Source organism: Pseudoalteromonas sp. SG41-1 (assembly GCF_014164575.1).
Classification (GTDB): Bacteria; Pseudomonadota; Gammaproteobacteria; order Enterobacterales; family Alteromonadaceae; genus Pseudoalteromonas; species Pseudoalteromonas rhizosphaerae.
This window is the reverse complement of sequence record NZ_JACJFL010000029.1, coordinates 18,302-42,013: the sequence shown is the minus strand read 5'-3', so window position 1 is coordinate 42,013 and position 23,712 is coordinate 18,302. Positions and strand designations below refer to the sequence as shown.

General features: G+C 39.6%; 23 protein-coding genes. 12 read left to right on the top strand and 11 right to left on the bottom strand.

The annotated features are described in order from the left end of the window. Nucleotides 1–592: 592 nt before the first annotated feature. The 3 genes from pgl to pgi all read right to left on the bottom strand — a co-directional run bounded on the left by pgl (nucleotide 593) and on the right by pgi (nucleotide 4,726). The gene (pgl, locus tag H5203_RS15080; protein WP_145240981.1) at nucleotides 593–1,303 is read right to left on the bottom strand and encodes a 6-phosphogluconolactonase; all 711 of its coding nucleotides are present in this window, start codon (nucleotides 1,301–1,303) and stop codon (nucleotides 593–595) included. A gap of 2 nt (nucleotides 1,304–1,305) precedes the next feature. Further along, nucleotides 1,306–2,778, bottom strand: a complete 1,473-nt coding sequence (gene zwf / locus H5203_RS15075) for a glucose-6-phosphate dehydrogenase (protein ID WP_145240983.1) — start codon at nucleotides 2,776–2,778, stop codon at nucleotides 1,306–1,308. A gap of 301 nt (nucleotides 2,779–3,079) precedes the next feature. Next, nucleotides 3,080–4,726 (bottom strand): glucose-6-phosphate isomerase, encoded by a 1,647-nt coding sequence (pgi, locus tag H5203_RS15070; protein WP_145240985.1) that lies wholly within the window; start codon nucleotides 4,724–4,726, stop codon nucleotides 3,080–3,082. A gap of 349 nt (nucleotides 4,727–5,075) precedes the next feature. Between pgi and H5203_RS15065 the strand changes: the two genes are divergently transcribed. Beyond that, the gene (locus tag H5203_RS15065) at nucleotides 5,076–6,104 is read left to right on the top strand and encodes a LacI family DNA-binding transcriptional regulator (protein WP_145240987.1); all 1,029 of its coding nucleotides are present in this window, start codon (nucleotides 5,076–5,078) and stop codon (nucleotides 6,102–6,104) included. An 83-nt stretch (nucleotides 6,105–6,187) separates the two neighbouring features. Here H5203_RS15065 and H5203_RS15060 read toward each other — a convergent pair whose 3' ends face one another. From H5203_RS15060 to H5203_RS22955, 3 genes are all read right to left on the bottom strand, one after another. Beyond that, nucleotides 6,188–8,437, bottom strand: a complete 2,250-nt coding sequence (locus H5203_RS15060) for an aminotransferase class V-fold PLP-dependent enzyme (RefSeq protein WP_145240990.1) — start codon at nucleotides 8,435–8,437, stop codon at nucleotides 6,188–6,190. 178 nt (nucleotides 8,438–8,615) lie between these two features. Beyond that, entirely contained in the window at nucleotides 8,616–9,689 is a 1,074-nt protein-coding gene (locus H5203_RS15055; protein ID WP_145240991.1) for an AI-2E family transporter, read from the bottom strand. Further along, nucleotides 9,682–9,900 carry a hypothetical protein gene (locus tag H5203_RS22955; RefSeq protein ID WP_145240993.1) on the bottom strand — a complete coding sequence of 73 codons (219 nt, stop codon included), beginning with the start codon at nucleotides 9,898–9,900 and terminating at the stop codon, nucleotides 9,682–9,684. Before H5203_RS22955 ends, H5203_RS15055 begins: the two co-directional genes overlap by 8 nt. Before the next feature lie 136 nt (nucleotides 9,901–10,036). Here H5203_RS22955 and H5203_RS15050 point away from each other — a divergent pair, with 136 nt between their 5' ends. From H5203_RS15050 to H5203_RS15030, 5 genes are read left to right on the top strand one after another with little or no spacing between them, the layout of a single operon-like run. After that, nucleotides 10,037–10,702, top strand: coding sequence for a hypothetical protein (locus tag H5203_RS15050; RefSeq protein ID WP_145240995.1), 666 nt, complete (start codon nucleotides 10,037–10,039; stop codon nucleotides 10,700–10,702). A 1-nt stretch (nucleotide 10,703) separates the two neighbouring features. Next, a complete protein-coding gene (locus H5203_RS15045) occupies nucleotides 10,704–12,164 on the top strand; it encodes a M48 family metalloprotease (protein WP_145240997.1) in 1,461 nt (486 codons plus the stop codon). Nucleotides 12,165–12,218: 54 nt separating this feature from the next. After that, nucleotides 12,219–12,566, top strand: a complete 348-nt coding sequence (arsC, locus tag H5203_RS15040; protein ID WP_145240999.1) for an arsenate reductase (glutaredoxin) — start codon at nucleotides 12,219–12,221, stop codon at nucleotides 12,564–12,566. Then, the gene (gene wrbA, locus H5203_RS15035) at nucleotides 12,566–13,120 is read left to right on the top strand and encodes an NAD(P)H:quinone oxidoreductase (protein WP_145241001.1); all 555 of its coding nucleotides are present in this window, start codon (nucleotides 12,566–12,568) and stop codon (nucleotides 13,118–13,120) included. The genes arsC and wrbA overlap by 1 nt, the downstream gene beginning before the upstream one ends. Next, the gene (locus tag H5203_RS15030) at nucleotides 13,117–13,581 is read left to right on the top strand and encodes a DUF2069 domain-containing protein (protein ID WP_145241003.1); all 465 of its coding nucleotides are present in this window, start codon (nucleotides 13,117–13,119) and stop codon (nucleotides 13,579–13,581) included. The genes wrbA and H5203_RS15030 overlap by 4 nt, the downstream gene beginning before the upstream one ends. Nucleotides 13,582–13,712: 131 nt before the next feature. On the opposite strand, the gene H5203_RS15025 is transcribed toward H5203_RS15030, so the two are convergent. Beyond that, complete coding sequence (locus H5203_RS15025; protein WP_145241005.1) at nucleotides 13,713–15,050, bottom strand: ankyrin repeat domain-containing protein; 1,338 nt, start codon at nucleotides 15,048–15,050, stop codon at nucleotides 13,713–13,715. 260 nt (nucleotides 15,051–15,310) lie between these two features. After that, nucleotides 15,311–15,907: a phospholipid-binding protein MlaC gene (locus tag H5203_RS15020; RefSeq protein WP_145241007.1), complete on the bottom strand. Its 597-nt coding sequence runs from the start codon at nucleotides 15,905–15,907 to the stop codon at nucleotides 15,311–15,313. 238 nt (nucleotides 15,908–16,145) lie between these two features. Here H5203_RS15020 and H5203_RS15015 point away from each other — a divergent pair, with 238 nt between their 5' ends. Together H5203_RS15015 and H5203_RS15010 are read left to right on the top strand one after the other, a co-directional pair. After that, complete coding sequence (locus H5203_RS15015) at nucleotides 16,146–16,688, top strand: acyloxyacyl hydrolase (protein ID WP_145241009.1); 543 nt, start codon at nucleotides 16,146–16,148, stop codon at nucleotides 16,686–16,688. A 54-nt stretch (nucleotides 16,689–16,742) separates the two neighbouring features. Continuing rightward, nucleotides 16,743–16,889 (top strand): DUF2897 family protein, encoded by a 147-nt coding sequence (locus tag H5203_RS15010; protein ID WP_145241011.1) that lies wholly within the window; start codon nucleotides 16,743–16,745, stop codon nucleotides 16,887–16,889. Nucleotides 16,890–16,928: 39 nt separating this feature from the next. Here the strand turns inward: H5203_RS15010 and metE are convergent, their stop codons facing one another. Further along, entirely contained in the window at nucleotides 16,929–19,202 is a 2,274-nt protein-coding gene (gene metE / locus H5203_RS15005) for a 5-methyltetrahydropteroyltriglutamate--homocysteine S-methyltransferase (protein ID WP_182819927.1), read from the bottom strand. A 289-nt stretch (nucleotides 19,203–19,491) separates the two neighbouring features. On the opposite strand from metE, the gene H5203_RS15000 reads away from it, so the two are divergent. Continuing rightward, nucleotides 19,492–20,379 (top strand): LysR family transcriptional regulator, encoded by an 888-nt coding sequence (locus tag H5203_RS15000; protein ID WP_145241014.1) that lies wholly within the window; start codon nucleotides 19,492–19,494, stop codon nucleotides 20,377–20,379. 52 nt (nucleotides 20,380–20,431) lie between these two features. Then, a complete protein-coding gene (locus tag H5203_RS14995) occupies nucleotides 20,432–21,196 on the top strand; it encodes an ElyC/SanA/YdcF family protein (RefSeq protein WP_182819926.1) in 765 nt (254 codons plus the stop codon). 34 nt (nucleotides 21,197–21,230) lie between these two features. Here the strand turns inward: H5203_RS14995 and H5203_RS14990 are convergent, their stop codons facing one another. After that, nucleotides 21,231–21,983 carry a Nif3-like dinuclear metal center hexameric protein gene (locus tag H5203_RS14990; protein ID WP_149982830.1) on the bottom strand — a complete coding sequence of 251 codons (753 nt, stop codon included), beginning with the start codon at nucleotides 21,981–21,983 and terminating at the stop codon, nucleotides 21,231–21,233. 150 nt (nucleotides 21,984–22,133) lie between these two features. Here H5203_RS14990 and H5203_RS14985 point away from each other — a divergent pair, with 150 nt between their 5' ends. Continuing rightward, a complete protein-coding gene (locus H5203_RS14985; protein ID WP_145241020.1) occupies nucleotides 22,134–22,505 on the top strand; it encodes a hypothetical protein in 372 nt (123 codons plus the stop codon). A 33-nt stretch (nucleotides 22,506–22,538) separates the two neighbouring features. Here the strand turns inward: H5203_RS14985 and H5203_RS14980 are convergent, their stop codons facing one another. Next, nucleotides 22,539–23,012: an HPP family protein gene (locus tag H5203_RS14980; RefSeq protein ID WP_182758210.1), complete on the bottom strand. Its 474-nt coding sequence runs from the start codon at nucleotides 23,010–23,012 to the stop codon at nucleotides 22,539–22,541. A gap of 99 nt (nucleotides 23,013–23,111) precedes the next feature. On the opposite strand from H5203_RS14980, the gene H5203_RS14975 reads away from it, so the two are divergent. After that, nucleotides 23,112–23,693, top strand: coding sequence for a TetR/AcrR family transcriptional regulator (locus H5203_RS14975; protein ID WP_182734937.1), 582 nt, complete (start codon nucleotides 23,112–23,114; stop codon nucleotides 23,691–23,693). Nucleotides 23,694–23,712: the final 19 nt, after the last annotated feature.

The following is a 23,712-nucleotide window of genomic DNA, read 5'->3' as shown; positions in this document are numbered from 1 at the left end:
GGCAAATAATTTATCAAGGGGAATTTATTAATAGTTATCAATATCAATGACAGCGTTGTCATTTTGTATTTTAAAGAGTTACGCTATTAATGTCTACCTTTATTTCCCCCCATAGCCTACCCTTTTCATTGAAAATTTTAGAGAGCTATAGGAACCGTGAAAATTACTCATATAATTGTTCTATATGGATAATTTTTAATGTAGTTAGTGAAGTTTTTTAAACCACTAAGATGCTCATGTTTTTAATAAAGTAGGCATAAGTAGCCACATTTCAACAAACAACTAGTTAACTCACACTATTTGTGAGGCTTGTTATTTAGTGAAGATAAGTCACTTACAGATAGATCACATTACGCTCCAAACTTAATAATTGCCGGGCGTTATATAATAACAATCGACTTAAATATTTAACCATTCTAGCGAAGCTATAAATGGTCAGTAACTTAACACGATTGTATAACTGTTGTTTTCGATAAAAATAAATAAGCGAAAATAATAAAGATCTTGCAAGTGCGATACAGATAAATTTAGAAGAGAAACAAAAATGCAGGCTTTATAGCCTGCATTTTAAAGTTTGGGTCGATTGGGGTCGTTACGGAGCCCAATAAACTTCAATATTTATTGTTGGGTGATTTAAAACTGCACGTAGTGGCATGTCGTTTTCATCTCCACCGGCTTTTGCTGCTTTATATACAGCAAGCTTTTCTTCTCCACTGATCAGTAACTTAACCACTTTAGACTGCGCAATCGCTGCTAAAGTTAACGTCATACGTTCGGTAATATTCCCTGTTACTTCACTTTCAATAGCATTAATTGCACATACCAATTGTGATGTTTCAAGCCCTTGCTGTAAACCGCCCGCATGTGGAAATAATGAAGCGGTATGACCATCCGGTCCCATGCCTAATATAGTAACATCAAATGGACGTTTCAGTTGTTGGTACGCAGCTTCACATTCTGCACTACCCTGTTGCGCAGTCTCGGCATTATTTTTCATAGTAATGAAGTTAGCTGCCGCGCCATGATTTTGTAATAACGTGCTCTTAATAAACGCTTCATTACTTTTTTCATGTGCTACATCAACCCAACGTTCATCAACCATAGCAACATCTATCTTTGCCCAATCTAATGCTAGATTAGATAAGTGCTTATAAGCGGGTGCAGGTGATGAACCACCTGATACCATCAGTACGGCACGGCCATCAGCTTCAATACCGCTGACTAAACTTTGTTCAAGTGTTGTAGATAACTCAGCGGTTAATGCATCTTTTGAATCAAAAAATTTCTCTACGATGGTTGCCATTGTTATGCCTTATCGCCAGTGTTAAACCAAACATGGTTATTTTCAGCTAATAGTTCATCAGCATCATCAGGCCCCCAGCTACCAGCACGGTATAAAGCAGGCTTACCTTTTTCTTGCCAGCGCTCGATAATTGGGTCAATCCATTTCCAAGCTTGACGTACTTCATCACGGTGAATAAACAGGGATGGATTATTTGCAGCCGCATCTAACATCAAGCGCTTGTAAGCATCTGAATGGAAACCATTGCTATAAGCTTGCGATAGTTCAATGTTCATGGTTACCGGCTCTAATTGCATCTCTAAATTATCAAGACGCTTTGACATCAAGGTTAATTGAATTGTCTCTTCAGGCTGAAGGCGGATAACCAAACGGTTTGGTTCAATATTGCCAACATTATCACCGTAAACATTGTGTGATACTTTTTTGTATTCAACGACAATTTCGGCACAACGTTTTGCCATACGTTTACCTGTACGAAGGTAAAATGGCACGCCCGCCCAACGCCAGTTATCAATATGAGCACGAATAGCAACAAATGTTTCTGTTTTACTTGAACCTTCATTTAACTCTTCTAAGTAACCTGGGACAATTTTGCCATCCAAATCACCGGGTACATATTGACCACGAATGATGTTGTCATCTACATCCGTTGCAACAAGTGGGCGCAATGATTCTAATACTTTCAGCTTTTCGGTGCGAATGCTGTTTGCATTAAGTTTATTTGGTGATTCCATCGCGACTAAACATAACAATTGTAATAAATGGTTTTGCACCATGTCACGTAAAGCGCCGGCTTTATCATAAAAACCAGCACGGCTTTCAAGGCCAACAGTTTCAGATAAACTGATTTGAATATTATCGATTGATTTAGCATCCCACATATTTTCAAATAATGAATTTGAAAAACGCAGTGCCATTAAGTTTTGTACCGTTTCTTTACCTAAGTAATGATCAATACGGAAGATTTGCTCTTCGCTAAAATATTCAGCAATTTTTGCATTGATCTCTTCTGCTGAATTACCGCAATAACCAATTGGTTTTTCAACAACGACACGTGATGTAGCAGTGATCAGACCTTTGCTAGACAGTATTTCACAGCAGCTACCATATACCGCAGGTGGAAGTGATAAATAGAACACCCGAGATTTGTCTGCATCATGCTCATCTAGTATTGTTTTTAATTTATCCCAATCATCGTCTGCTTCGGTTACATTCGTGACTACTGGCACCAAGCACGCTGAAAAAGCTTTCCAATCTTTGGCATTAAACTCACCTTTACCTAAAAATTCTTTTAGTGCTTGATGAGCTGTTTCTATGTATTCCGCACGTTTACTTTCTTCACGAACCGTCGGTAAAATACGCGAACCTTGTGGAAGGTTGCCTTCTTGATATGCGCGATACATTGCAGGTAATAATTTGCGTAATGCAAGATCACCACCGCCCCCAAAAATTACAATATCAAAAGGATTTAGCATAATTTACTCTCTACGTTTGCTATGCCCCGTTGTCGACTATCCACTATTGATAGTGCGGGCATACATTCTTGTTGTTTAGTTGATGTCAGCTTTTTGGCATCGTACTCGAGAAAAAGCCTGTTGAATTCGCTTGTTTTATCGCTGAATATTGATTCAGCTGTATTCATTTCAAACTGGTAATTAAATGAGTCTTAGGGGCTCTGTATATCCTCTCACAAATATACAGGCCCTAAGAACTCCAGCGCTACCCGTTCAAAGGTATTTGGTTGCACAGCAGATGTGTATCTGCTGTACGAATTTTTTATTGCGCTCGACGTTGTTTATAATAGCTCATTAAGCCATTTGTCGAACTATCATGTGGATGGTTTATATTATCATCCAGTAACTCAGCTTCAATTTTTGAGGCTAAGCCTTTACCGAGCTCAACACCCCATTGATCGAAAGAACAGATCTCTAAAATGATGCCTTGGCAGAAAATTTTATGCTCATATAAGGCAATTAAGCGACCAACCGTTTTTGCATCAACCGTATCTAACAGCATTGATGTTGTAGGACGGTTCCCACGGTGGATTTTATGATCAATTAGCGCGGCTATTTCAGCCTCTGATTTACCTTTTGCGGTTAAATCAGCGCGAACTTGCTCTGCATCAACCCCCATCATCATCGCTTCTGTTTGTGCAAAAAAGTTCGATAATAAAATGTCGTGATGCTGACCAATATTAACCTGAGGTTTAATAGAGGCAATAAAATCAGCCGGTACAATCACATTGCCTTGGTGCAAACACTGATAAAAAGCATGTTGACCATTAATTCCGGTCATACCCCAAATAATTGGCACTGTAGTATACGGTACGGTATTACCCGCAAAATTAACGTGCTTACCATTACTTTCCATTTCACCTTGCTGCAAATAAGCTGGCAACATGTGTAATGCTTGATCGTAAGGTAAAATAACCTGTGAGTCGAAACCTAAAAAGCTGGTATTCCATACGCTCAACAAAGCCATTAATAATGGTACATTTTCTGCAAATTCGGCCGTTTTAAAGTGTTCATCAACTTCAAAAGCGCCTTCAAGAATCGCTTCAAATGCATCAAAGCCTAAATACAATGCAATTGGTAAGCCTATCGCACTCCATAATGAAAAGCGACCACCTACCCAATCCCACATTGTGAATACGTTTTCATCAGCAATACCAAACGCTGCCGTTTTTTCTAAATTAGTGCTCACTGCTACAAAGTGCTTAGCAATAGCTTGCTTGTCATCGGCTGACTCTAAAAACCATGCAACGGCGGTTTTTGCATTGGTCATGGTTTCAGATGTAGTAAAGGTTTTTGACGAAATCACAAACAAAGTTGTTTCAGGATCGATGTCTTTCAATACTGACGCAATTTGTACGCCATCAACATTTGAAACGTAATGTACTTTTAATGAGTCATCTGCATAGCTTTTTAGTGCTTCAGTGGCCATTTGTGGGCCTAAGTTTGAACCACCAACACCAATGCTCACAACATCTTTCACGGCTTTACCGGTATAACCTAACCATTTCCCGCTACGTACTTTTTCAACGAACAACTTAATTTTTTGTAATTCAGCGTTAACCACCGAACTTACATTCTCGCCATCTACAACTAATGATGATGCACTACGGTTACGAAGTGCAGTATGAAGCACGGCTCTATCTTCGGTGATATTAATTTTTTCACCGCTGAACATTTTATCTCGCCAGTTAGCGATATCGCACTCTTGTGCTAAAGACAGTAACTGTGTCATCACACTGTTATCAATCAATTGTTTTGAATAATCAAATAAAACACCTGGGATCTGAGTCGAAAATTGCTCGAATCGCGTGCTGTCATTGGCAAATAAATCTTTAAGATGAACTTCCTTCATCTTATTTGCACTTATTTTTAATGCTTGCCAACTAGCTAACTGTGAACGACAACTCATTTTTAACATCCCCTTAAACTTGCAACAAACTGATTTATAACTATGTTTATATTAATAAAGTGAACTGATAGCGTATTAACTTACAAAGAAAATTAACGATAAGTTAGAATGACAACGCTGTCAACAAGCTACTTTTATATTTTACAATCGAGATAATAACGCACTTTTACTCATTTGACACCGGTATCATAAAAATTATCTCAATTATTTTACTGCTAATTTTACTGAACATTAGATACACTAACTGGTCTTGATGAAGAAATAATGAATAACACGTTTGTTAAGTCTACTTAGGTGTATTCTTATCAGGACCATGACAACACTAAAACAATAACCTAAAAGTAACTCTATGAAAGTAACTATAAATGATGTAGCGAGGCTCGCCGGGGTTTCGATGAAAACGGTTTCACGGGTAATAAATAAAGAACCATCTGTTCGTAAAAAAACTTACGATACAGTCATGGATGCTGTAAAAGAGCTGAACTATCAGCCAAATCTTGCAGCACGAAACCTAGCTGGTACGTCATCATTTACGGTAGGCTTAGTTTATGACAATCCTAATGCGTATTATGTGATTGATATGCAAAATGGTGTGCTTTCTCGCTGTAAAGATGAAGGCTATGAATTGGTGATCCATCCATGCACTTATACAGATGCAAACATGAAAGATGAATTTATTACCATGATAAAGCGCTCTCGCTTAGCTGGGCTTGTGCTTACACCGCCATTGTCAGAGCAAAGTAGCATCACCAATTTACTCGATGAGTTAAATATTCATTACGTTAGGGTGTTATCTGGGCGACCATCAGATGATGATCAAGACACCTGTATTTATGTTAACGATTATAAAGCCGCGTATGAGATCACCACTCACCTTTTAACTCATGGACATGAAAATATTGGCTTTATCTGTGGCGATAAAGAACATAAATCGACGTCTGAACGCCTTGAAGGTTATAAAGCAGCGCTGGCAGATCATCATAAAGAATTTGATAAACGCTTTATTTACGATGGTAAATATTCGTTTGAGTCGGGTGTTGAAGGTGCAAAGCATTTGTTAGCAGAGAATAACACCTTGGCTATTACTGCTATATTAGGTGGCAATGATGAAATGGCCGCTGGCGCTCTATTTGCGTCACGCTTAATGGGTATTGCCATTCCTGAACAGTTATCTATTACTGGCTTTGAGGATTCTCCTTTCTCCCGTCAGACATGGCCAAAGTTAACTACCGCTCATCAAGCAAACGATGTTATCTCTCAACATGCAGCACGGTTATTATTTACCAAAACTCGCGGTGCTCGTAACCAAGATAAAGACATCATCACATCATTTACACCATCAATTGTGATCCGTGAAAGTTCAGGGCCTAAACAGTAGCTACAGCCTTCACTGATAATAAATAAGGCGCTAAAAAGCGCCTTATTTCCCTGTAGTCAATCGCCAGTCTTCTACACTTGTTATTATAACAGTGCCATTCCACCGCTGAGATTATACACGTCAGTAAAGCCAAGCTGAGATAAGTTAGTTGCCGCTTGTTTTGAACGATTACCACTGCGACAAAGTAAAATATACTTACCCTGTGGGCTCAATTGCCTGTCCACTAATGCATTTGCCATTCTACTTAGCGGAATATTCATCACTCGCGCAGGGCTAACTGCAAATAACTGAGGAATATTGTTTGCCCCATGTTCATATGGTTCACGGGTATCAATTAAATATACATCGCTTGCAGTTAACATATCTTTTGCTTGCACGGCGTTCAGTTCGTAAGCTCTACTGTATTTCAAACTGTCAGCATAACCACACAAAGTTGCAAATTTACATAAATTGTCTTCATCGCTGCGCTGCTTGTTGTTAGCAAATTCAGTATCACTTAGTTCATTGTTCAATAATGCATGCAATAACGGCGTTTGCTGCTGTTGAACTTGCCAATTAATAGCAAAACATTGCTGGTAGTCATGACCAGAACAAATAACTGTCGACTCTGCTAAGCATGTTGATAGTTGACGTAATGAGTGTGCCATAGCTAACGCATCCCCACCGTCAATTGCAGTATTACCAAGCCCAGCAGGCAGCAGCAAATCACCGCAAAAGCAAAATAGCACTTGTTGAGAGTTGTTACACCGTAATAAATAACTAACACTATCTTGGCTGTGCCCGGGTGTTGCTAAGCGCTCAATGGTGCATTCAGGTAATGCAATACTCGTTTGCTGCACTGGCCACCCCAATTCATGCTCGTCTTGCAAACTGAATTTTAAGGCCTGAGCCAACAATGTAGTCGCACAGCATCGCTCTTGATGGGCATGTGTGTCTAAAATGGCTGCTACCGTTAAATTTTGTGTGTGTACTATTTTTTCAAGCCGCGGGATAAGCTCAATAATTGGGTCAATGATCACTGCTTGTTTATCTTGACTGACATACAACCAACAACACGCACCTTGATGTCTAAATTGTGTTAACCCTAATGCACACGCTTCTTGCTGTGGTGATGACGAATCTGAAACCACCAAACAATTAGCTTGTAATATTGGTTTAAGTGAACGAATACGCGCACAGGCAGTGGTTATTTCAGCCTGTGTTGTCGCCGGTCCAAATGATAAACGTATTGCATTTTCACTACGCCAATCACTCACGCCCATGGCATCTAACACAAAACTACGATTTGCGCCTGAGCTACAGGCTGAGCCACCACTGATACGAATACCTGCCGCATCGAACAAATCCATCACTTCTTTACTACTGAGTTCATCAACAGCAAAATTTAACGTTGTTGGTACTGACAATGCAAAAGTATGATTAAAGGTTATATTACCAAAGGTATCTACTAAAGCCTGATGTAATTGTTCACGATAGCCGTTTAACACATCGATTGATTTAAACGTATCGTTTGTTTTATCCAGCAATAAACAAAACAGTTTGTTAAGACCTGCTATACCTGGCAGGTTTTCAGTACCGGAGCGCATGCCACTTTCTTGACCACCACCGGCAATAAATGGCGTATAAGCACTGCCTTGACGAATATACAACACGCCTATACCTTTCGGCGCGTAAAGTTTATGGCCTGAAAATGGCGCGTAGTCAATCGTTGTATCACTAAGGGCCAATGCGGTTTTCCCTAGCGCTTGTACGCAATCCACCATCCACGCAACTTCCGTGTTATGTGCTCGTATTACCTTTTCAATCGCTTTTAAATCTTGATAAACACCGGTTTCATTGTTAACCGCCATGGTACAAATCATCAGTGCATCACCAGCGTGTTGAGCAATAAAATCTAAATCTAAAAGGCCATCACTCGATACCGGGATCGCAAGCACGGTTGCGTTTATACCCAATACGGCATTCCAATGTATTAATGTATTAGGTACTGCTTTATGTTCAGTCGCGCCATACAGTAATACTGGATTTGGTTTAGCATGATCTTTAGCTGCTATGAGCGTAGACACGACAGCTGTTTGAATTCCTTCGGTAGCCCCAGAAGTGAATAAAATATCCCCCTGCTGTGCACCTATCACATCACGTGCTTTTTGACGTGTTTGCTCTAATAAGTGTTTAGCTTGAATACCGGTAATGTGTGAAGAAGAAGGGTTACCAAAGCAGATTTGCATAGTATGCGAAACAACCTCTGCAATACAAGGTAGCACCGGTGTTGTTGCGTTTGCATCAAGGTAAATTTGTGACGATGAGTCAGTAGGTAATATTAAATCAGACATTAAAAAACGCACCATATTACTAAAAGATATATCTTATAACCCATTCTACATAAAATTAATGGGCCGCGTAAGAATCAATTAGTCTCTCAGGTGCGTTTTCTATACCATTTGATACTATACCCAAAATACCTAAATCTTCAGGTGATTTAGGTATAAAGCTAATTAACCAAAGTTCGTGTTAGCTATGCTCAATCAGTTGTTCTTCTTGTTTCGTTGACCAAGCATTGAGTAAGGCTTTTACCAATGACGCTAGTGGAATTGCAAAAAACACGCCCCAAAAACCCCATAAGCCACCAAAAAACAGTACCGCAACAATAATAAATACCGGGTTCAGATCAACCGCTTCAGAAAATAGTAACGGCACCAGCACATTACCATCTAATGCTTGAATAATGCCGTAGATGATCAGTATGGTCCAAAACTGGGTTTCTAAACCAAATTGAAATAATGCCACGGCCGCAACCGGTATGGTAACAAGTGCCGCACCCACAAAAGGGATCAATACTGATAAACCCACTAATACGCCCAATAGCGCTGCATAACGTAAATCAAAAATAGTGAACGCGATAAACGATACTGAGCCTACAATCAAAATTTCAAACACCTTACCACGAATATAATTCATGATTTGTTGGTTCATTTCGTGCCATACCTGCAGGATTAAGCGTCTTTGTTTTGGAACGAGTTTTTCTGCACTTCTGATCAACTCCAGCTTATCTTTGAGCATAAAGAACACCAGTAATGGTACTAAAATAAGATAGATCAACCACGCCACTACATCTTTTAATGATGTCAACGAGACCGACAATAGTACTTGGCCAAACTCAATTGCTTTGGCTTCAACGCTGCTGACCACTGATTGTACTTGCTCTGCATTAATTAAACTGGGGTATTGCTCAGGCAAGTGCAGTAGAAAAGATTTTCCCTGTTCTATCATGTGCGGGCTTTCTTGCACTAAATTACTTGCTTGCTGCCACAGTATTGGACCCATGCCGATCACTAAGGTCAGCATCAACCCTGAAAAAATTAACATCACAATAATAGTGGCAGTAAAGCGGTGTAAGCCAAAACGCTCTAAATGCGCAACCGGCCAATCAAGCAGATAAGCAATCACTAAAGCAATCAAAACAGGTACAATAAGTGCACCAAAGAAATAAAACATCGCCATTAAAGCGAGTAATAAAAACAATAGAGTTACTGAATGTGGATCTGAAAACTTCCTTTCGTACCAAATTTTTACATATTCAAACACGATTTAGCTCCACGATTAACAACCCACGTTGTTGATCTAATTTGTACGGATAATGATTTTTTAGCAAAAAGCGCTCCATATCTTGAGTTGGTTGATCCACTAATAATGTAAACTTTATCGGTTGCGCAGTTGCTAAAGCTTGGCGTAAAGTCAACTTAAACTGGATAAATTGCTGCGGACATTTGAATCCGCGCAAGTCTTGCTCTAGCATAACCAATTATCTGCCCTATAAAAATGAATAATAATACGGTCTTTGTCAGCGTTGTTAATAACAAATGTAACTTTTTCTTAAAACACGCATCGCAATAGTTTATCCTTATAGCATAGTTAGTAGTAAGGATAAGTTAATGTCTGGCACGCATAATAAAGCGCAACTACCGAGTAATCCAACTCTTAAAGAAATTAACTGGTATAAAAAACAAATAAACTGGGGCGAACTTCCGCCCTTCTATCACCTTGTCGCCTCATCAGTGAGCGAGTCAGAGGGGATATTAGAACATGGTTTTGATAATGCCGTAAAAAAAATAATTGATAGGCGCAATTGGAACCTCGATTTACTCGGAGGTCATGAAGACGCTCTTGGAGAGATATATTGTGAAAACAAGCCAAGAATTGCGCTGCACCAAGTATTTACCGACCGGGGCTTTGAATTATGGGCACTGCCTTATGCAAAAGACGTTACAATAGATAAATACGTAAAAGATAACCGCTTTATAGAGTTTAACGAGTGGGATCCAGTGTCAATGAAAAGTTTGATTCGGATTAATCAATTACATAAGTTTATTGGCTTTTACTTTGAGCGTGGTGACAAAGCAGATAAAGCACTTATTCTTCATGCGCACAAAGTAGTACATAAAATCATTAGTTTTTTACAACGAGAATTGAACGTTGTAAAGCTAGATGGGGTCACAATCAAAGAATTGTATCAATTGTGCGAACGAGATAGCAGAGCATGCAGTGATGAAATTGACATTGCTAAACTCATGCTAGGTGAAGATCATAACAAGGAATAAAATGCAGCTTAAATCAGCCTTTATTACATTACTCACTACACTTTTAACTTTTAGTGTGCTGGTAAGTGAGCCATTAAAGGCACAAACTAATTTTACATTACCCGATCTTGGTACTTCAGCATTGCAAGCTTTGCCTCTAGAAAAAGAGCAAGCAATCGGGAAAGTAATGATGATGCAAATTCGTGGCTCATCACCGGTTGTTAATGATCCTGTGCTTGATGAGTATTTAACAACGATCGGCCACAAGCTGGTTGCTAATGCAAATGATGTTCGCTTTCCGTTTTCATTTTTTTGGATCAACAATCCGGAAATAAACGCATTTGCTTTTTATGGTGGCCATGTTGGGGTACACACCGGTTTAATTGCACAGTCCGATAACGAAAGTCAGTTTGCCTCAGTACTTGGTCACGAAATTGCCCACGTTACCCAGCGCCATCTTGCACGTCGCATGCAACAACAACAAGATAACAGCGCCCTCACTATTGCCGGTATGATTGCCGGTATTTTAGCATCAGTTGTGTCACCAGATGCCGGTATCGCGATTATCTCAGCTAGTCAAACACAAAGCGCATTTAGTCAACTCACTCACAGCCGTTCAGCTGAGCAAGAAGCCGATCGAATTGGTATGCAAACACTCAATAATGCAGGATTTGACCCATACGCATCCAGTGAATTCTTAACCAAACTTGCTGCGCAAATTCGTTATAAATACAAGCCACCGGCCTTTTTACTTACTCACCCATTACCTGAGAGCCGCGTGTCTGATGTGCGCTTGCGTGCACAGCAATTTGAAAAACGCCAACTTCCGGATAGCTTAGAATTTAATCTTGCCAAAAGCCGCGTGATTGCTCGCTACCACCAAACACCAGAAGCAGCTGAAAATTTCTTTAGAAAGCTAATACGTGAAAACAGTTTTTATAATAAAACAGCGCTTAATTATGGCTTGGGTATTAGTTTATTGGATCAAAAAAAGCTCGATGAAGCGGCGCCTATTTTAGACGAACTTTTAAAGTCTGATCCTAAAAATTTATTCTACATTGATACGCATACTGATCTACTGATAGCACAAAAAAAAGCCGCCGAGGCAGTAAAATTTTTAGCCGCATTGCATGAAAATCGTCCTAACAATCAAGTTATTACCTTAAACCTTGCCAATGCAGCACTTGAAGCTGAGCAATACGATGTTGCAGTGCAAATATTAAAATCATTTTTACTCGAAAAACCTGAACATAATTTAGGCATGCAACTTCTTGCAGATGCCTATAAAAAGCAAGATAACTTAGCCGCTTATCATGAAGCAAATGCCGACGTTCTTGCACAATACGGCGCCTACTTAAAAGCCGCTGACGAAGTACAAAAAGCACTCAACTTTGTAGAACCGCAAGAGCTAATTAAACAACAACGTCTCAAAGCATTGTTAACGCAATACCGACAAATGCAAAAAGAGCTCGCAAGACTTTAAGTCTGGTGCTGCTTGCCCTAAAATAGCCTTACTTTATCTAATTGGATTGTTACTATGTCTGTTACTATTTTTCATAATCCACGTTGTTCAAAATCGCGTGAAACATTAGCTCTACTTGAACAAAAATCGATTCAGCCAGAGATAATCGAATACTTAAAAACTCCACTGAATCATGAGCAAATCAGCATTTTAGTTAAACAGTTAGGGTTTTCTTCAGTTCGTGAACTAATGCGCACTAAAGAAGATATTTACAAAGACCTAGACCTTAAAAATGAGCATGATGAAAACGTACTCATTGCAGCCATGGTTAGCAATCCAAAATTAATTGAGCGCCCTATTGTGGTAAATGACAATAAAGCCGCTCTGGGTCGCCCACCAGAAAACGTACTAAGCGTACTTTAATGAGCGTCACTATTGTTGTGTTGTATCATTCAAGTCACGGCTCTGTTGCAGCCATGGCACATGAGATTGCAGAGTCGATTGAATGCCAAGGCGGTACTGCACTGCTAAGAACCTTTGTAGCAAGAGAACCTCACGATATTGTGATCAGCAAAGATGACTTAATCCAGTGTGATGGGTTAGCATTTGGCACCCCTACTCGCTTTGGTATGATGGCCTCACAAGCCAAAGCTTTTTGGGAAACCACCAGCGACTTATGGTTAAAAGGGCAATTAATAGATAAACCAGCCTGTGTATTCTCATCATCAAGTAGCATGCATGGTGGCAATGAAGCAACGTTGCTTAATTTGTCACTGCCGTTATTACACCACGGTATGCTGTTAATGGGTGTGCCGTATGAAGTACCTGAGTTACTTGCCACACAAACCGGTGGCACTCCCTATGGTGCAAGCCATGTTGCTGGTGCACAAAATAGCGCGCAATTAAGTAAAGACGAAATTAAAATTTGCCAAAGCGTTGGCCAACGCTTGGTTAAAATTACGAGAAAATTACAATGACATCGCACAGCGATTTAAACCCACAACTGACGCCGAAAAAGGCTATCACTATCCGTTTTCAACGTATTGCAATAATTGGTTATATTGGCTTGTTACTGCTGATGCCACTTTGGTTGTTTTTATTAGAGCCTAGAGAAGGTCATAGCAATGGATTTATTTTTGTTGTGTATATTCTGCCGCTTTTACTGCCGCTAAAAGGCATCATTCAAGATAAACCTTATACGTATGCGTGGGCAAACTTTATCGTTATGTTTTATTTTATTCACGGTTTTACCCTACTGTGGGTCGCACAAGAACAACTAATATGGGTCGTTTTAGAGCTGCTGTTCGCCAGTATGATGTTTATTGGTTGTACTTATTATGCACGTCACCGCGGTCAAGAGCTGGGACTAAAAATTCAAAAACTAAAAGATGAGTTAGCAACAGAAAAAGCGGCTCATGAATTTAATAAAAAAGACTAAAGTTAATACCAAACGACTTAAATATTTAACCATTCTAGCGAGCTAAATGGTCAGTAACTTAACACGATTGGTATAACAACTAAAAAACGCGCTTAATTAGCGCGTTTTTGTCTACGGTGCATGCAAGAAGCTTAAACAACTTCACTTAACGTTGCCAATGCCACAATACTTGCTAAGCCTAGCTGCCCAACTAAACTGATCAATGAGCAACAACGCAGTACAAATAACCCCCATGGGTGTTTAATATGCGGGTATAAAGCGCAGCGCTTCAAACTCATTGCAAAAAAGAAGCAAACTATAGCTAATATAGTCAAGCAAAGCGTCAACTCACTTTTAATCGCAAGTGTATCATCAAAAAAGAAAAACAACTGTAGCGGCAACAATAAAGTCACGATGGCATGTAAGGCGTGAACTTTTTTGATCCGCGAAAATTGTCCATCCGGCGATAATTCTTTAATACCAAAATCACGCTCTAAGCATTTCACTAACTGACTGGCTTTAACACTCACTGCTAAACGATAACAACTTAAGCCATCACAGTTACGAACACGAAAGTCATAGCCAGACTTCAATAATAGCACCATCAAAGGTTCATTTTTTGCTAGTACCGCATAATGTAAAGCACTGTTACCAAGGGCATCACGTTGTTTTTTATCTTGTTTATCTAATAAGGTTTGTACTAAATTAACAAACCCTTTTTCAACTGCCCACATAAAGGCCGTTTTACCATTTTCATCCGCCAACGTGCCTGTTGCACCTTGCTCTATAAAACGCATCGCCATCGTTTGTTTAGCTGTGTCAAAACGCAAATGCGCCAACAGTGCTTGTTCTAATAGCACCACTGAGTCAACATCTGGTGATACTTGGGTCAATAAGGTGAAATAATCCTTTCCACCAGCAACTTTTTTCGCCGCTAATTCACTTAACGCATTAACGTCATCGATTGAGTCAGGTATAAAGGTGCTAAAACGTTCACGAAAATCAACTTCTTTCCACAGTGCCAAAGCATCTTCAGCACTCATTTTACTGCCCGCATTGAGCGCATACTCGATGATTGTAAAATAGCGTTTTGAGAATAACTGAGATAATAACGTAACGGGTGTTTCTATCGTTGTTTGTGACGCTACAGCTGCATATTTTTCAAGGCGTTGGCAAAGTAACAGCACTAAACTCTCTGGGCTATACTCGTTATCAAAATAGTAATCTTTAGCTGCCGAAATATACTGTTGAGCGGCTTCATCATATTCACAGATATGTTGGAAAAAACACTCTTCAAATGGCTCAAGGGGAGTTAACCAGGTTAAATAATAGATAGGCGGTAGCACAGTGGTACACACGCCATTGTCTTCTTCAGTCGAGCGACAAGCCGGCCATGCTTCTAAAGCGTCTAAAATAAATGCACCGTTTTGCTCAATAAGTCCTTTGACTAATAACGGGTATTCTTTAGGCCAAATAAGTACATTTTCCATTAAAAAAACACAACTCCAGTGTCTATCTTGCTCGGTACAAAGGTCAGTAAAAGAGTTTAACAACTACAAACTGACACTGCGCTTAATATAATTTTAAGTACCCCAGTAAATTAGTGATACCAGTGGGTATGTAAGCGCTTATTCTAGCATACCCAAAACCACACGCTATAGCCAAACCGTGTGATTTTAAAAGAAAATAACAAAGCACCATGCAGTTAACACTGCATGGTGCTTTAGGTTGGAGACTTACTTGGAAATGATTACTTACTGTTAAGCTCAGCTGTCACTTGGTCAAGGCCAACTTCTGAAATTCGTTGAATAACTTCTTTTTGCTTTGCACTGAGTAACGAAATACCTTCAGCGACAATATCATATACTTTCCAGCTACCATCTTTACCTTGGCGAAGCTTAAAGTGTAAGTCAATCGTTGGCGCATTATCTGCAATAATTTGCGTCTTAACCGTGGCAAACTCACCCTCTGCAGCATCGTTACTCTCTTCGAATTTTATTTCTTGCCCGGTATATTTCATTAATGCACTAGCATAGGTAGTGGTTAAGTAATGCTCCACTGCACTTATAAATGCAGTCGCTTGTTGGCGATCGATACCTTTAATGTGCTTACCTAATAATTTATAGGAAACAAATTTAACATCTATATTAGGCATTAAATACTGATCAACAATGTGTGCCATGTCACTTTTACTCGCTGTGCCTTGGCTGTTTATTTTGCCAATTTCACTAAACAGCTGATCGCCTACCTGAGTTAATAACTGATTAGGTGACTGTTGTGTTTGCGCAAACAAGGAAGCACTAAAAACTAGCGCGATTAATAATAAATAACGACCAAGTGAAATCATTGTTGATAAGTCCTAAGTAAATCTTGTAGCGTAATTTACGCTGTTCATAAGAGATTAAAAAGCCTCAAAATAGCACCTTATTAGTGCCAGCACGGCATCAATTGATTTAATCTTTTTATTTCATATTGTTAGCTAAGCTCATGCAATAACACACAGAGTCTGTGAATTTATGCCACTTGAATTAGCCTCCCCCACGCCCTTATTTTGTAAATAACGTTTTCATCTAAAGAGCTTTACCATGTTATTTAAAACATTAACTGTATTGATTTTATTATCTATTTCCATGTTCAGCAGACTATCTTATGGTGCGCCCTATACACTTTCCCCTCATGGCTATGCCATTGATTACATTCAGGGGGAAGGTGATGTTAAAGGCTTAAAATTGGCATACCAATACCATGCTCCGGCACTACAATCATTAATTGAAAATACCCATATTTACTTAGAATCAAGTATTAATATTTGGGAATACGGCGCAGATAATAGCCATCAGACAAATGTTGTCCTTGCAATGTCCCCGGTATTTCAACATCTGATCAGCTCAGTGCGCGGTATTCCTCTGTATTTCGAAGCCGGCATAGGAATTTCATTAGTCAATGACACTCACTTCGCCGGCAAAAATGTGAGTACCCACTACCAGTTTGAAGACCGACTAGGCTTTATTGCTGATTTTGGAAAAACCAAAGCTGCGGTGCGTTATTTACACTATTCAAATGCAGGGTTTAAAAGACCAAACCCAGGTCTTGATTTTATTTCGCTGTCGTTTTCTAGACGTTTTTAACCCTAGAAATCTTTGCTACACTGAGTACTTATAAATGACTCATTAGAGATCACCATGCAAATTTGGCATATACTCATCATCATCTTAGTGTTGGCAATCATTATCGGTAATATTTTGCTGATCAAACACTCAGCAAAAATGGATTTTAAAAAACCAACCGATGAAGATGAACTAAAATCAGAGCAACAAAAAAAGCCCTAACTAAGTTTTGTTAGGGCTTTACATCGTAGGAGATGTTCTTTACTGCAGCTCCTCACGCAGCTCTTTGGTTGCTTTAACCATATTATCAAGAGCTTGTCGCGTTTCTTCCCAACCACGGGTTTTCAAACCACAGTCCGGGTTTACCCATAAACGCGCAACCGGTATTTTTCGTGCGGCTTTATGGATCAACGTTTTCATCCATGCAATATCCGGTACATTCGGAGTGTGAATATCATATACACCTGGACCAATATCATTTGGATAATCAAAATTCTCAAATGCTTCAAGTAGTTCCATGTTAGAACGTGAGGTTTCAATGGTGATCACATCGGCATCCATATCTGCAATCGCGGCAATAATACCGTTAAATTCGGCGTAACACATGTGAGTATGAATTTGTGTTTCATCTTTCACACCGCTTGCTGAGACCCTAAATGCATACGCTGCCCATTCTAAATATGCTTGCCATTGGCTACATTTAAGCGGCATACCTTCACGAAATGCAGGTTCATCAATTTGAATAATATCAATACCGGCATTTTGTAAATCGACCACTTCATCACGTAACGCAAGTGCAATTTGATTAGCGATGGTGGGTTTGTCTAAATCATCACGAATGAATGACCAAAACAGAATAGTTACAGGACCTGTTAGCATGCCTTTCATTTTCTTACTCGTCAGCGACTGTGCGTATTTTGTCCACTGAACCGTCATCGCTTGTTCACGTGATACATCCCCCCAAATTACAGGTGGTTTCACACATCGCGAGCCGTAGCTTTGCACCCAACCAAACTGGGTAAAAGCAAAGCCTTCTAATAGTTCAGCAAAGTATTCAACCATGTCATTACGCTCCGCTTCGCCGTGCACTAACACATCTAAATCAAGCGCCTCTTGCTCTTCAACAGCGTAACGAATTTCTGCTTTCATTTGCCTTTGATAATCATCCGCAGATAATTCACCGGCTTTATAATCACGGCGTGCTTGACGAATTACTTGAGTTTGTGGAAATGATCCTATCGTGGTGGTCGGCAGTAGCGGTAAATTAAGTGCTGCATGTTGTTTTTCAATACGTTGAGAAAATGCATGATTACGCTTACCGTCTTTTGCGGTGAGTGCAGTTACACGCTTTTGTACAGCTGTATTATTTACACGAGTAGAGGTTAAGCGTGCTTTAATAGGTGCTGAATAAGCAACGAGCTCACTGCTATCATTGCTTTCAAGCGCGGCTTTTAATAATGACAACTCTTGGCCTTTTTGTTTTGCAAATGCAAGCCATGAACAAAGCTCATCATCGAGCTTTTCTTCTTGCTCTAAATCAACCGGTGTATGCAGTAAAGAACAAGATGGAGCAAGCCATAGATTATCACCGCGCTTTAGCGCAATGTCTTTTATGCTATTAAATACAACCTCTAAATCAGTACGCCAAATATTACGGCCATTTACTACGCCTAATGATAAAACTTGATCTGTACTTAATAATATATCTAGTTTTGCAACATCAACATTTGTTGCAACACAATCAAAATGTACGCCATCAACGGGGTAACCTGCAATATCATCAAAGTAGGCAGTGACTGAGTCAAAATAACTAGCAAGTAACAACTTCACGCCTTGACCTGCAAGTGCACGAAAGCTTGTTTTTATTGCCTCTTGATAATCTTCTGTCAGCTCTAAACCTAATATAGGCTCATCAACCTGTACCCATTCAATCCCTTGCTGCGCTAATTTAGCGAACACGTGTTGATAAACAGCTAATAGTTTTTCAAGTAAGCTAAGTTTATCAAACTCCTCACCTGCACATTTTGCTAAGTAAAGATAAGTGACTGGGCCGACCAATACTACTTTTGCATTGTGCCCCAATGCTTGTGCTTGAGTAACTTGCTCGAATAACTCAGTCCAGGTTAGTTGAAACTGCTGATCATGAGTTAGCTCTGGAACTATGTAATGATAATTAGTATTAAACCACTTTGTCATTTCGCTTGCTGCACATGAACAACCGCTTGGTGCGCGACCACGCCCAATACGAAATAATGTATCAAGATCAATGCTACCATCCGCTTTTTGATGACGCTTGGGCACTGCGCCAATCAATAAAGAGGTAGATAACACATGGTCATACCAAGCAAAGTCACCTACCGGTAATAAATCAATCCCAGCATCTGCTTGAAGAGCCCAATTTTCTGCGCGGATCGTCTTACCTTGTTCAAGCAACTGCGCTTGGCTGATTTTACCAGCCCAGTATGATTCTACTGCAAATTTTAGTTCACGCTTTCTACCTATGCGAGGAAAACCTAAGTTATGTAATTGTGCCATGTTGAAATTCCCTTCCAGCTGTTTAGATAGCTAAAACCATAAACCTATACCTGACATCAAACAATTGATGCTTCCTCAGTTTCAACTTGAGGTAAATTCATGGAAATATTTTTTTGCAAACTCAAAAAATATAATGACAACGCTGTCAAATATGACGCTATAGTATATTTGTAAATTTCACGTAAAAAAATGGGGTTTATAGCCATCTAGACGTTGATACATCTTAATTTAAGGCGTATTATGGCTGTAATCTGAGTTAAACTCACCTTTACCATGAGAATTATTAAAGATGATTGATGTAAAACACTTAAAGACCATCGCAACCTTGAAAGAAACCGGTTCCTTGGTAAATACTGCGCGCGAATTATTTTTGACTCAATCCGCTTTGTCTCATCAAATCAAAGATTTAGAAAACAAACTTGATTGCCAACTATTTGAACGTAAAACTCAACCGGTGCGCTTTACCCCACAAGGTATGCTATTACTTGAACTTGCCAGCGAAGTACTCCCGCGTGTTGAAGCAACCAAATGCCGTTTAAAAGAAAGTCTTAATCAACCAATTTCACAATTACGACTTAGTGTTGAATGCCATGCTTGTTTTCATTGGTTATTACCAACAATTAAAGAATTCAATAACTTTTGGCCTGATATCAAAGTTGATTATGAGCGCGGCTTTAGTTATGACGCTATTCCTGATCTGCTCAGTGATGAATTAGATTTAGTACTCACTTCAGACATTCGTGAACCAGATAAACTTGAATACGCACATTTATTTGATTTTAAACTTAAATTAATTGTTGCTCCTGATCATGAACTAGCGAAAAAAGCCTATGTAACGGCACTTGATTTGAAAAACGAGACGATTATTTCGTACCCTATTCCACGAGAGCGTCAGGATATCTTCAAACATTTTATTCAAAATGCACGTTTTGATGGCACCTTGAAAACCGTAGATCAGGGCTTGCTCATTTTTCAGCTTGTCAGTGCCGGAATGGGGGTTGCAGCATTACCGGATTGGTTAGTAACACCATATGAAAGCCAAGGACTCATTAAGTCGATTCCATTAGGCGCACTGGGATTAACCCGTCCAATGTATTTAGCCATGAAAAAGAATATGAAAGATAACCCAGTGTATCGCCACTTTTTAAATACCTGTAAGTTAAATAACGGTCGATAAAATAGGTTTAACCCAGTAGCATACAGAAAACCCCTTTATGTGTGCTACTGTGATGTTTGAACTGAAAAAAATCCTCGGTGCAATGCTGATGCCATTGCCTCTGTTTGCTCTACTGTGCTTTGTTTGCTTATTAATCGCACTGCGTACCAAGAAAGTCAGCGTATTTATTGGTTTAATCGCAATCACCAGTTTATTGCTGATTAGTACCCCTTTTATTGGTCAAAAAATAATTGCTCCAAATTCACAGTTAAAGTATATTTTTGATACAAGTAAACAGCCGATACTCGATAAAATAGTGGTACTTGATTGTGATATAAATCCTAACCCAAAACTTAACGCCAATAGCCAACTTGGTAATTGTGCTAAAAGCCGCCTAATCGAAGGTATGCGCTTAGCATATGTGTACCCACAAGCTCAACTTATTGTTTCAGGTGGCGGTTACAATAAAGTGACCAACAGTAGTTTGATGCAACAAACCGCGATAAGTTTAGGTATTGATGCGCAGCGTATTAAACAAAATCCTACGGCTATGGATACCGCCGATGAAGCACGGCTTTTAGCACCTGCTCTAGTTGATCTTAAAGTTGCACTGGTAACTTCGGCAAGTCACATGGCACGAGCAAAAGATCTATTTAATAGCCAAGGCGTTGATGTTATTCCCGCCGCCACTGATTTTTACGATTTCTCAGCGTGGCCTCATCACAAACAATATATTCCGAGTGTTGAAGTATTAAAGGCAGTCACAAGTTATTGGCATGAAGTAATCGGTAGTACGTGGATAAGTGTGCGCCGCTGGATTGATCCAGAAGCGCTTTAACATCTCACTCACTTAAAGTGAAGTAGCTGGCAACTCAAACTGGGTTGTCAATATCAATAAAGGTTACATCAAAGCCATGTTGCTCAGCCAATAACTCACCGAGCGCTTTTATGCCATAGCGTTCGGTGGCGTGATGGCCTGCGGCAAAAAAATCGATCTTTTGCTCACGAGAACTGTGAATGGTCTGCTCTGAAGCCTCGCCTGTTAAATAGGCATCAATCCCCTGGCTAGCAGCCAAATCAATATAACCTTGACCACCTCCAGTACACCAAGCGATGGTCTCAATTAGCTCATCACGTACTAGGCTAACTAAAGGTTCACGAGCGAGCACTGTTGATATTTTTTGTGCAAATTGCTCACCACTCATTGGGATTTTTAAACGCCCTTTGACTGCGACACTATTTGCTACAGGCTCCAAACCATCGAGTATTTCTAAATCAAGTAGCTGTGCTAATTGCGCGTTATTACCGATTGCTGGATGCACATCAAGAGGTAAATGATAGGCAAATAAATTGATATCATGATTAAGTAACGCAGCTATGCGACGCTTTTTCATACCGGTAATAGGTTGCGCTTCACCTTTCCAGAAGTAACCATGATGAACCAATATTGTATCTGCGCCATGTGCAATTGCAGCATCGATTAATGCTTGACTAGCAGTGACACCTGTAACAATTTTTTTAATCTGTTCACGTCCTTCGACTTGTAGCCCATTTGGGCAAAAGTCTTGAATAGAATCAGGTCTTAAAATGGTATTTAGTAATTGGTTAAATTCTCTGCGCTGCATTTTTTTATTCCAGATTAGCGTTAAATTTTGTGCAAATTTTGGCGTTTATAGGGCTAAAATGGAAGGAAAATCGCAAAAAATTGAAAAGTAAGTCAAAAATAGGTATAAATAAATATTCTCAATCTGTGTTTACAACGTATAGGGCCTCTGATGAGCAAACTAGACAAAACAGAAGTATTAAATGCCTTTGAAGCAGCATACCAAGCAGCCAATGGTAAGAAACCTGAAATCACCAGCAAACCTGGTTGGTACAGCATCGACGGCGGCAAAAACTTGCGCCTTGCAGAAGTTGCTGAATTAACAGAGCAGCTAACTTCAGGCGATACGTCTGCACAACCTGCAGCAACAGCACCTGCTAAGAAAACTAAAACTAAATCAGCAGTGCCAGCTAAAGCAGCTGTTAAAAAACCACCATTTACTATAACAACAGCTAATGAAGAAGGTTACACTGCCGAAGAGTTTTGGATTGTGTACCTAGCTAAAAAAGATCACGATTGCCGCTTACCTCGCGGTGTTGTGTAATAACTTTAGACTCGTAGCATAAAAAAACCGCTTTTAAGCGGTTTTTTTATGGCCAACAACGTTGAGTTTTGTATTCAACCACCCTGATATATACCCACAGATAACAATAAACACGGTACCAACAAGAACTGGCATAATCAAAAAGTCCCAACTTTGACCACTGACCATAATCAAAATAGGGTTGGCCCCTGCTGCAGGATGTATGGTGTTAGTCAACATCATTACGGTCACAGCTAATCCAGTCGCAATAGCAATACTGATCGGATCCACGCCTATAAAACTAATAAAAACCAAACCTATCACGGCAGTGATGAAATGCCCTACAATAACATTTTTTGCTTTTGCTAAAGGGCTGTTTGGTACACCAAACACCAGTACCGCAGTTGCGCCAAATGGTGCCATAAGCCATACACCATAATTCCCTAAACTTTCTAAATATGCTAATACCGAAAGTGTCAGTGCTGAAAAGATACCCGCGATAACGGCTTTGTAAAATACATCATTCATTAATATTACTTCCTTCAGAGGTAGACCGACTTGTCTACATTTAGATGATAGACAAGTCGGTCTACTTATGTCAAGCTTACTTTTTGACTAGGAGCAACCATGGATAAACGTACCCAGATAATTAATACCGCACTCAGTGCGTTCTATCAAAGAGGGATCCATGCGGTAGGCATTAATGAAATACTTAAAGAAGCAGGTGTTGCAAAAAAAACGCTTTATAATCATTTTGTCAGTAAAGATGAGTTGATCTGTGCGTGTTTAGAGCTCAGAGATCAGCGCTTTAATCAGTGGTTGTATGAACAATTAGAAAACTGCAATACCCCCTTCGAAGTGGCTGATGCACTTTTTAGCGCACTCTCCGCTTGGATAGACAATAAAGTCTCTGAGCTTGGACCTTTTAATGGCTGTTTTTTTATTAATACTGCAGCGGAGTTTCCACACAGCGAGCACCCTATCGCGATGCTTTGCAAAGCACACAAAGAATCAGTTTTACAGTTATTGTTCGATAAACTCTCACACACAGAACAACTTAAAGGTCAGTTAGAAAAAACCATACAGTTAGCACAATTATTAATGACCTTAAAAGAAGGTATGATCTGTCAGGCTAGAGTGACGCACTCCAGTAATACACTAATGCAAGACCCAGTATTATTACGCCAACTTATAGCAAGTAGCATATAAAAAAAGCGGCTATTCAGCC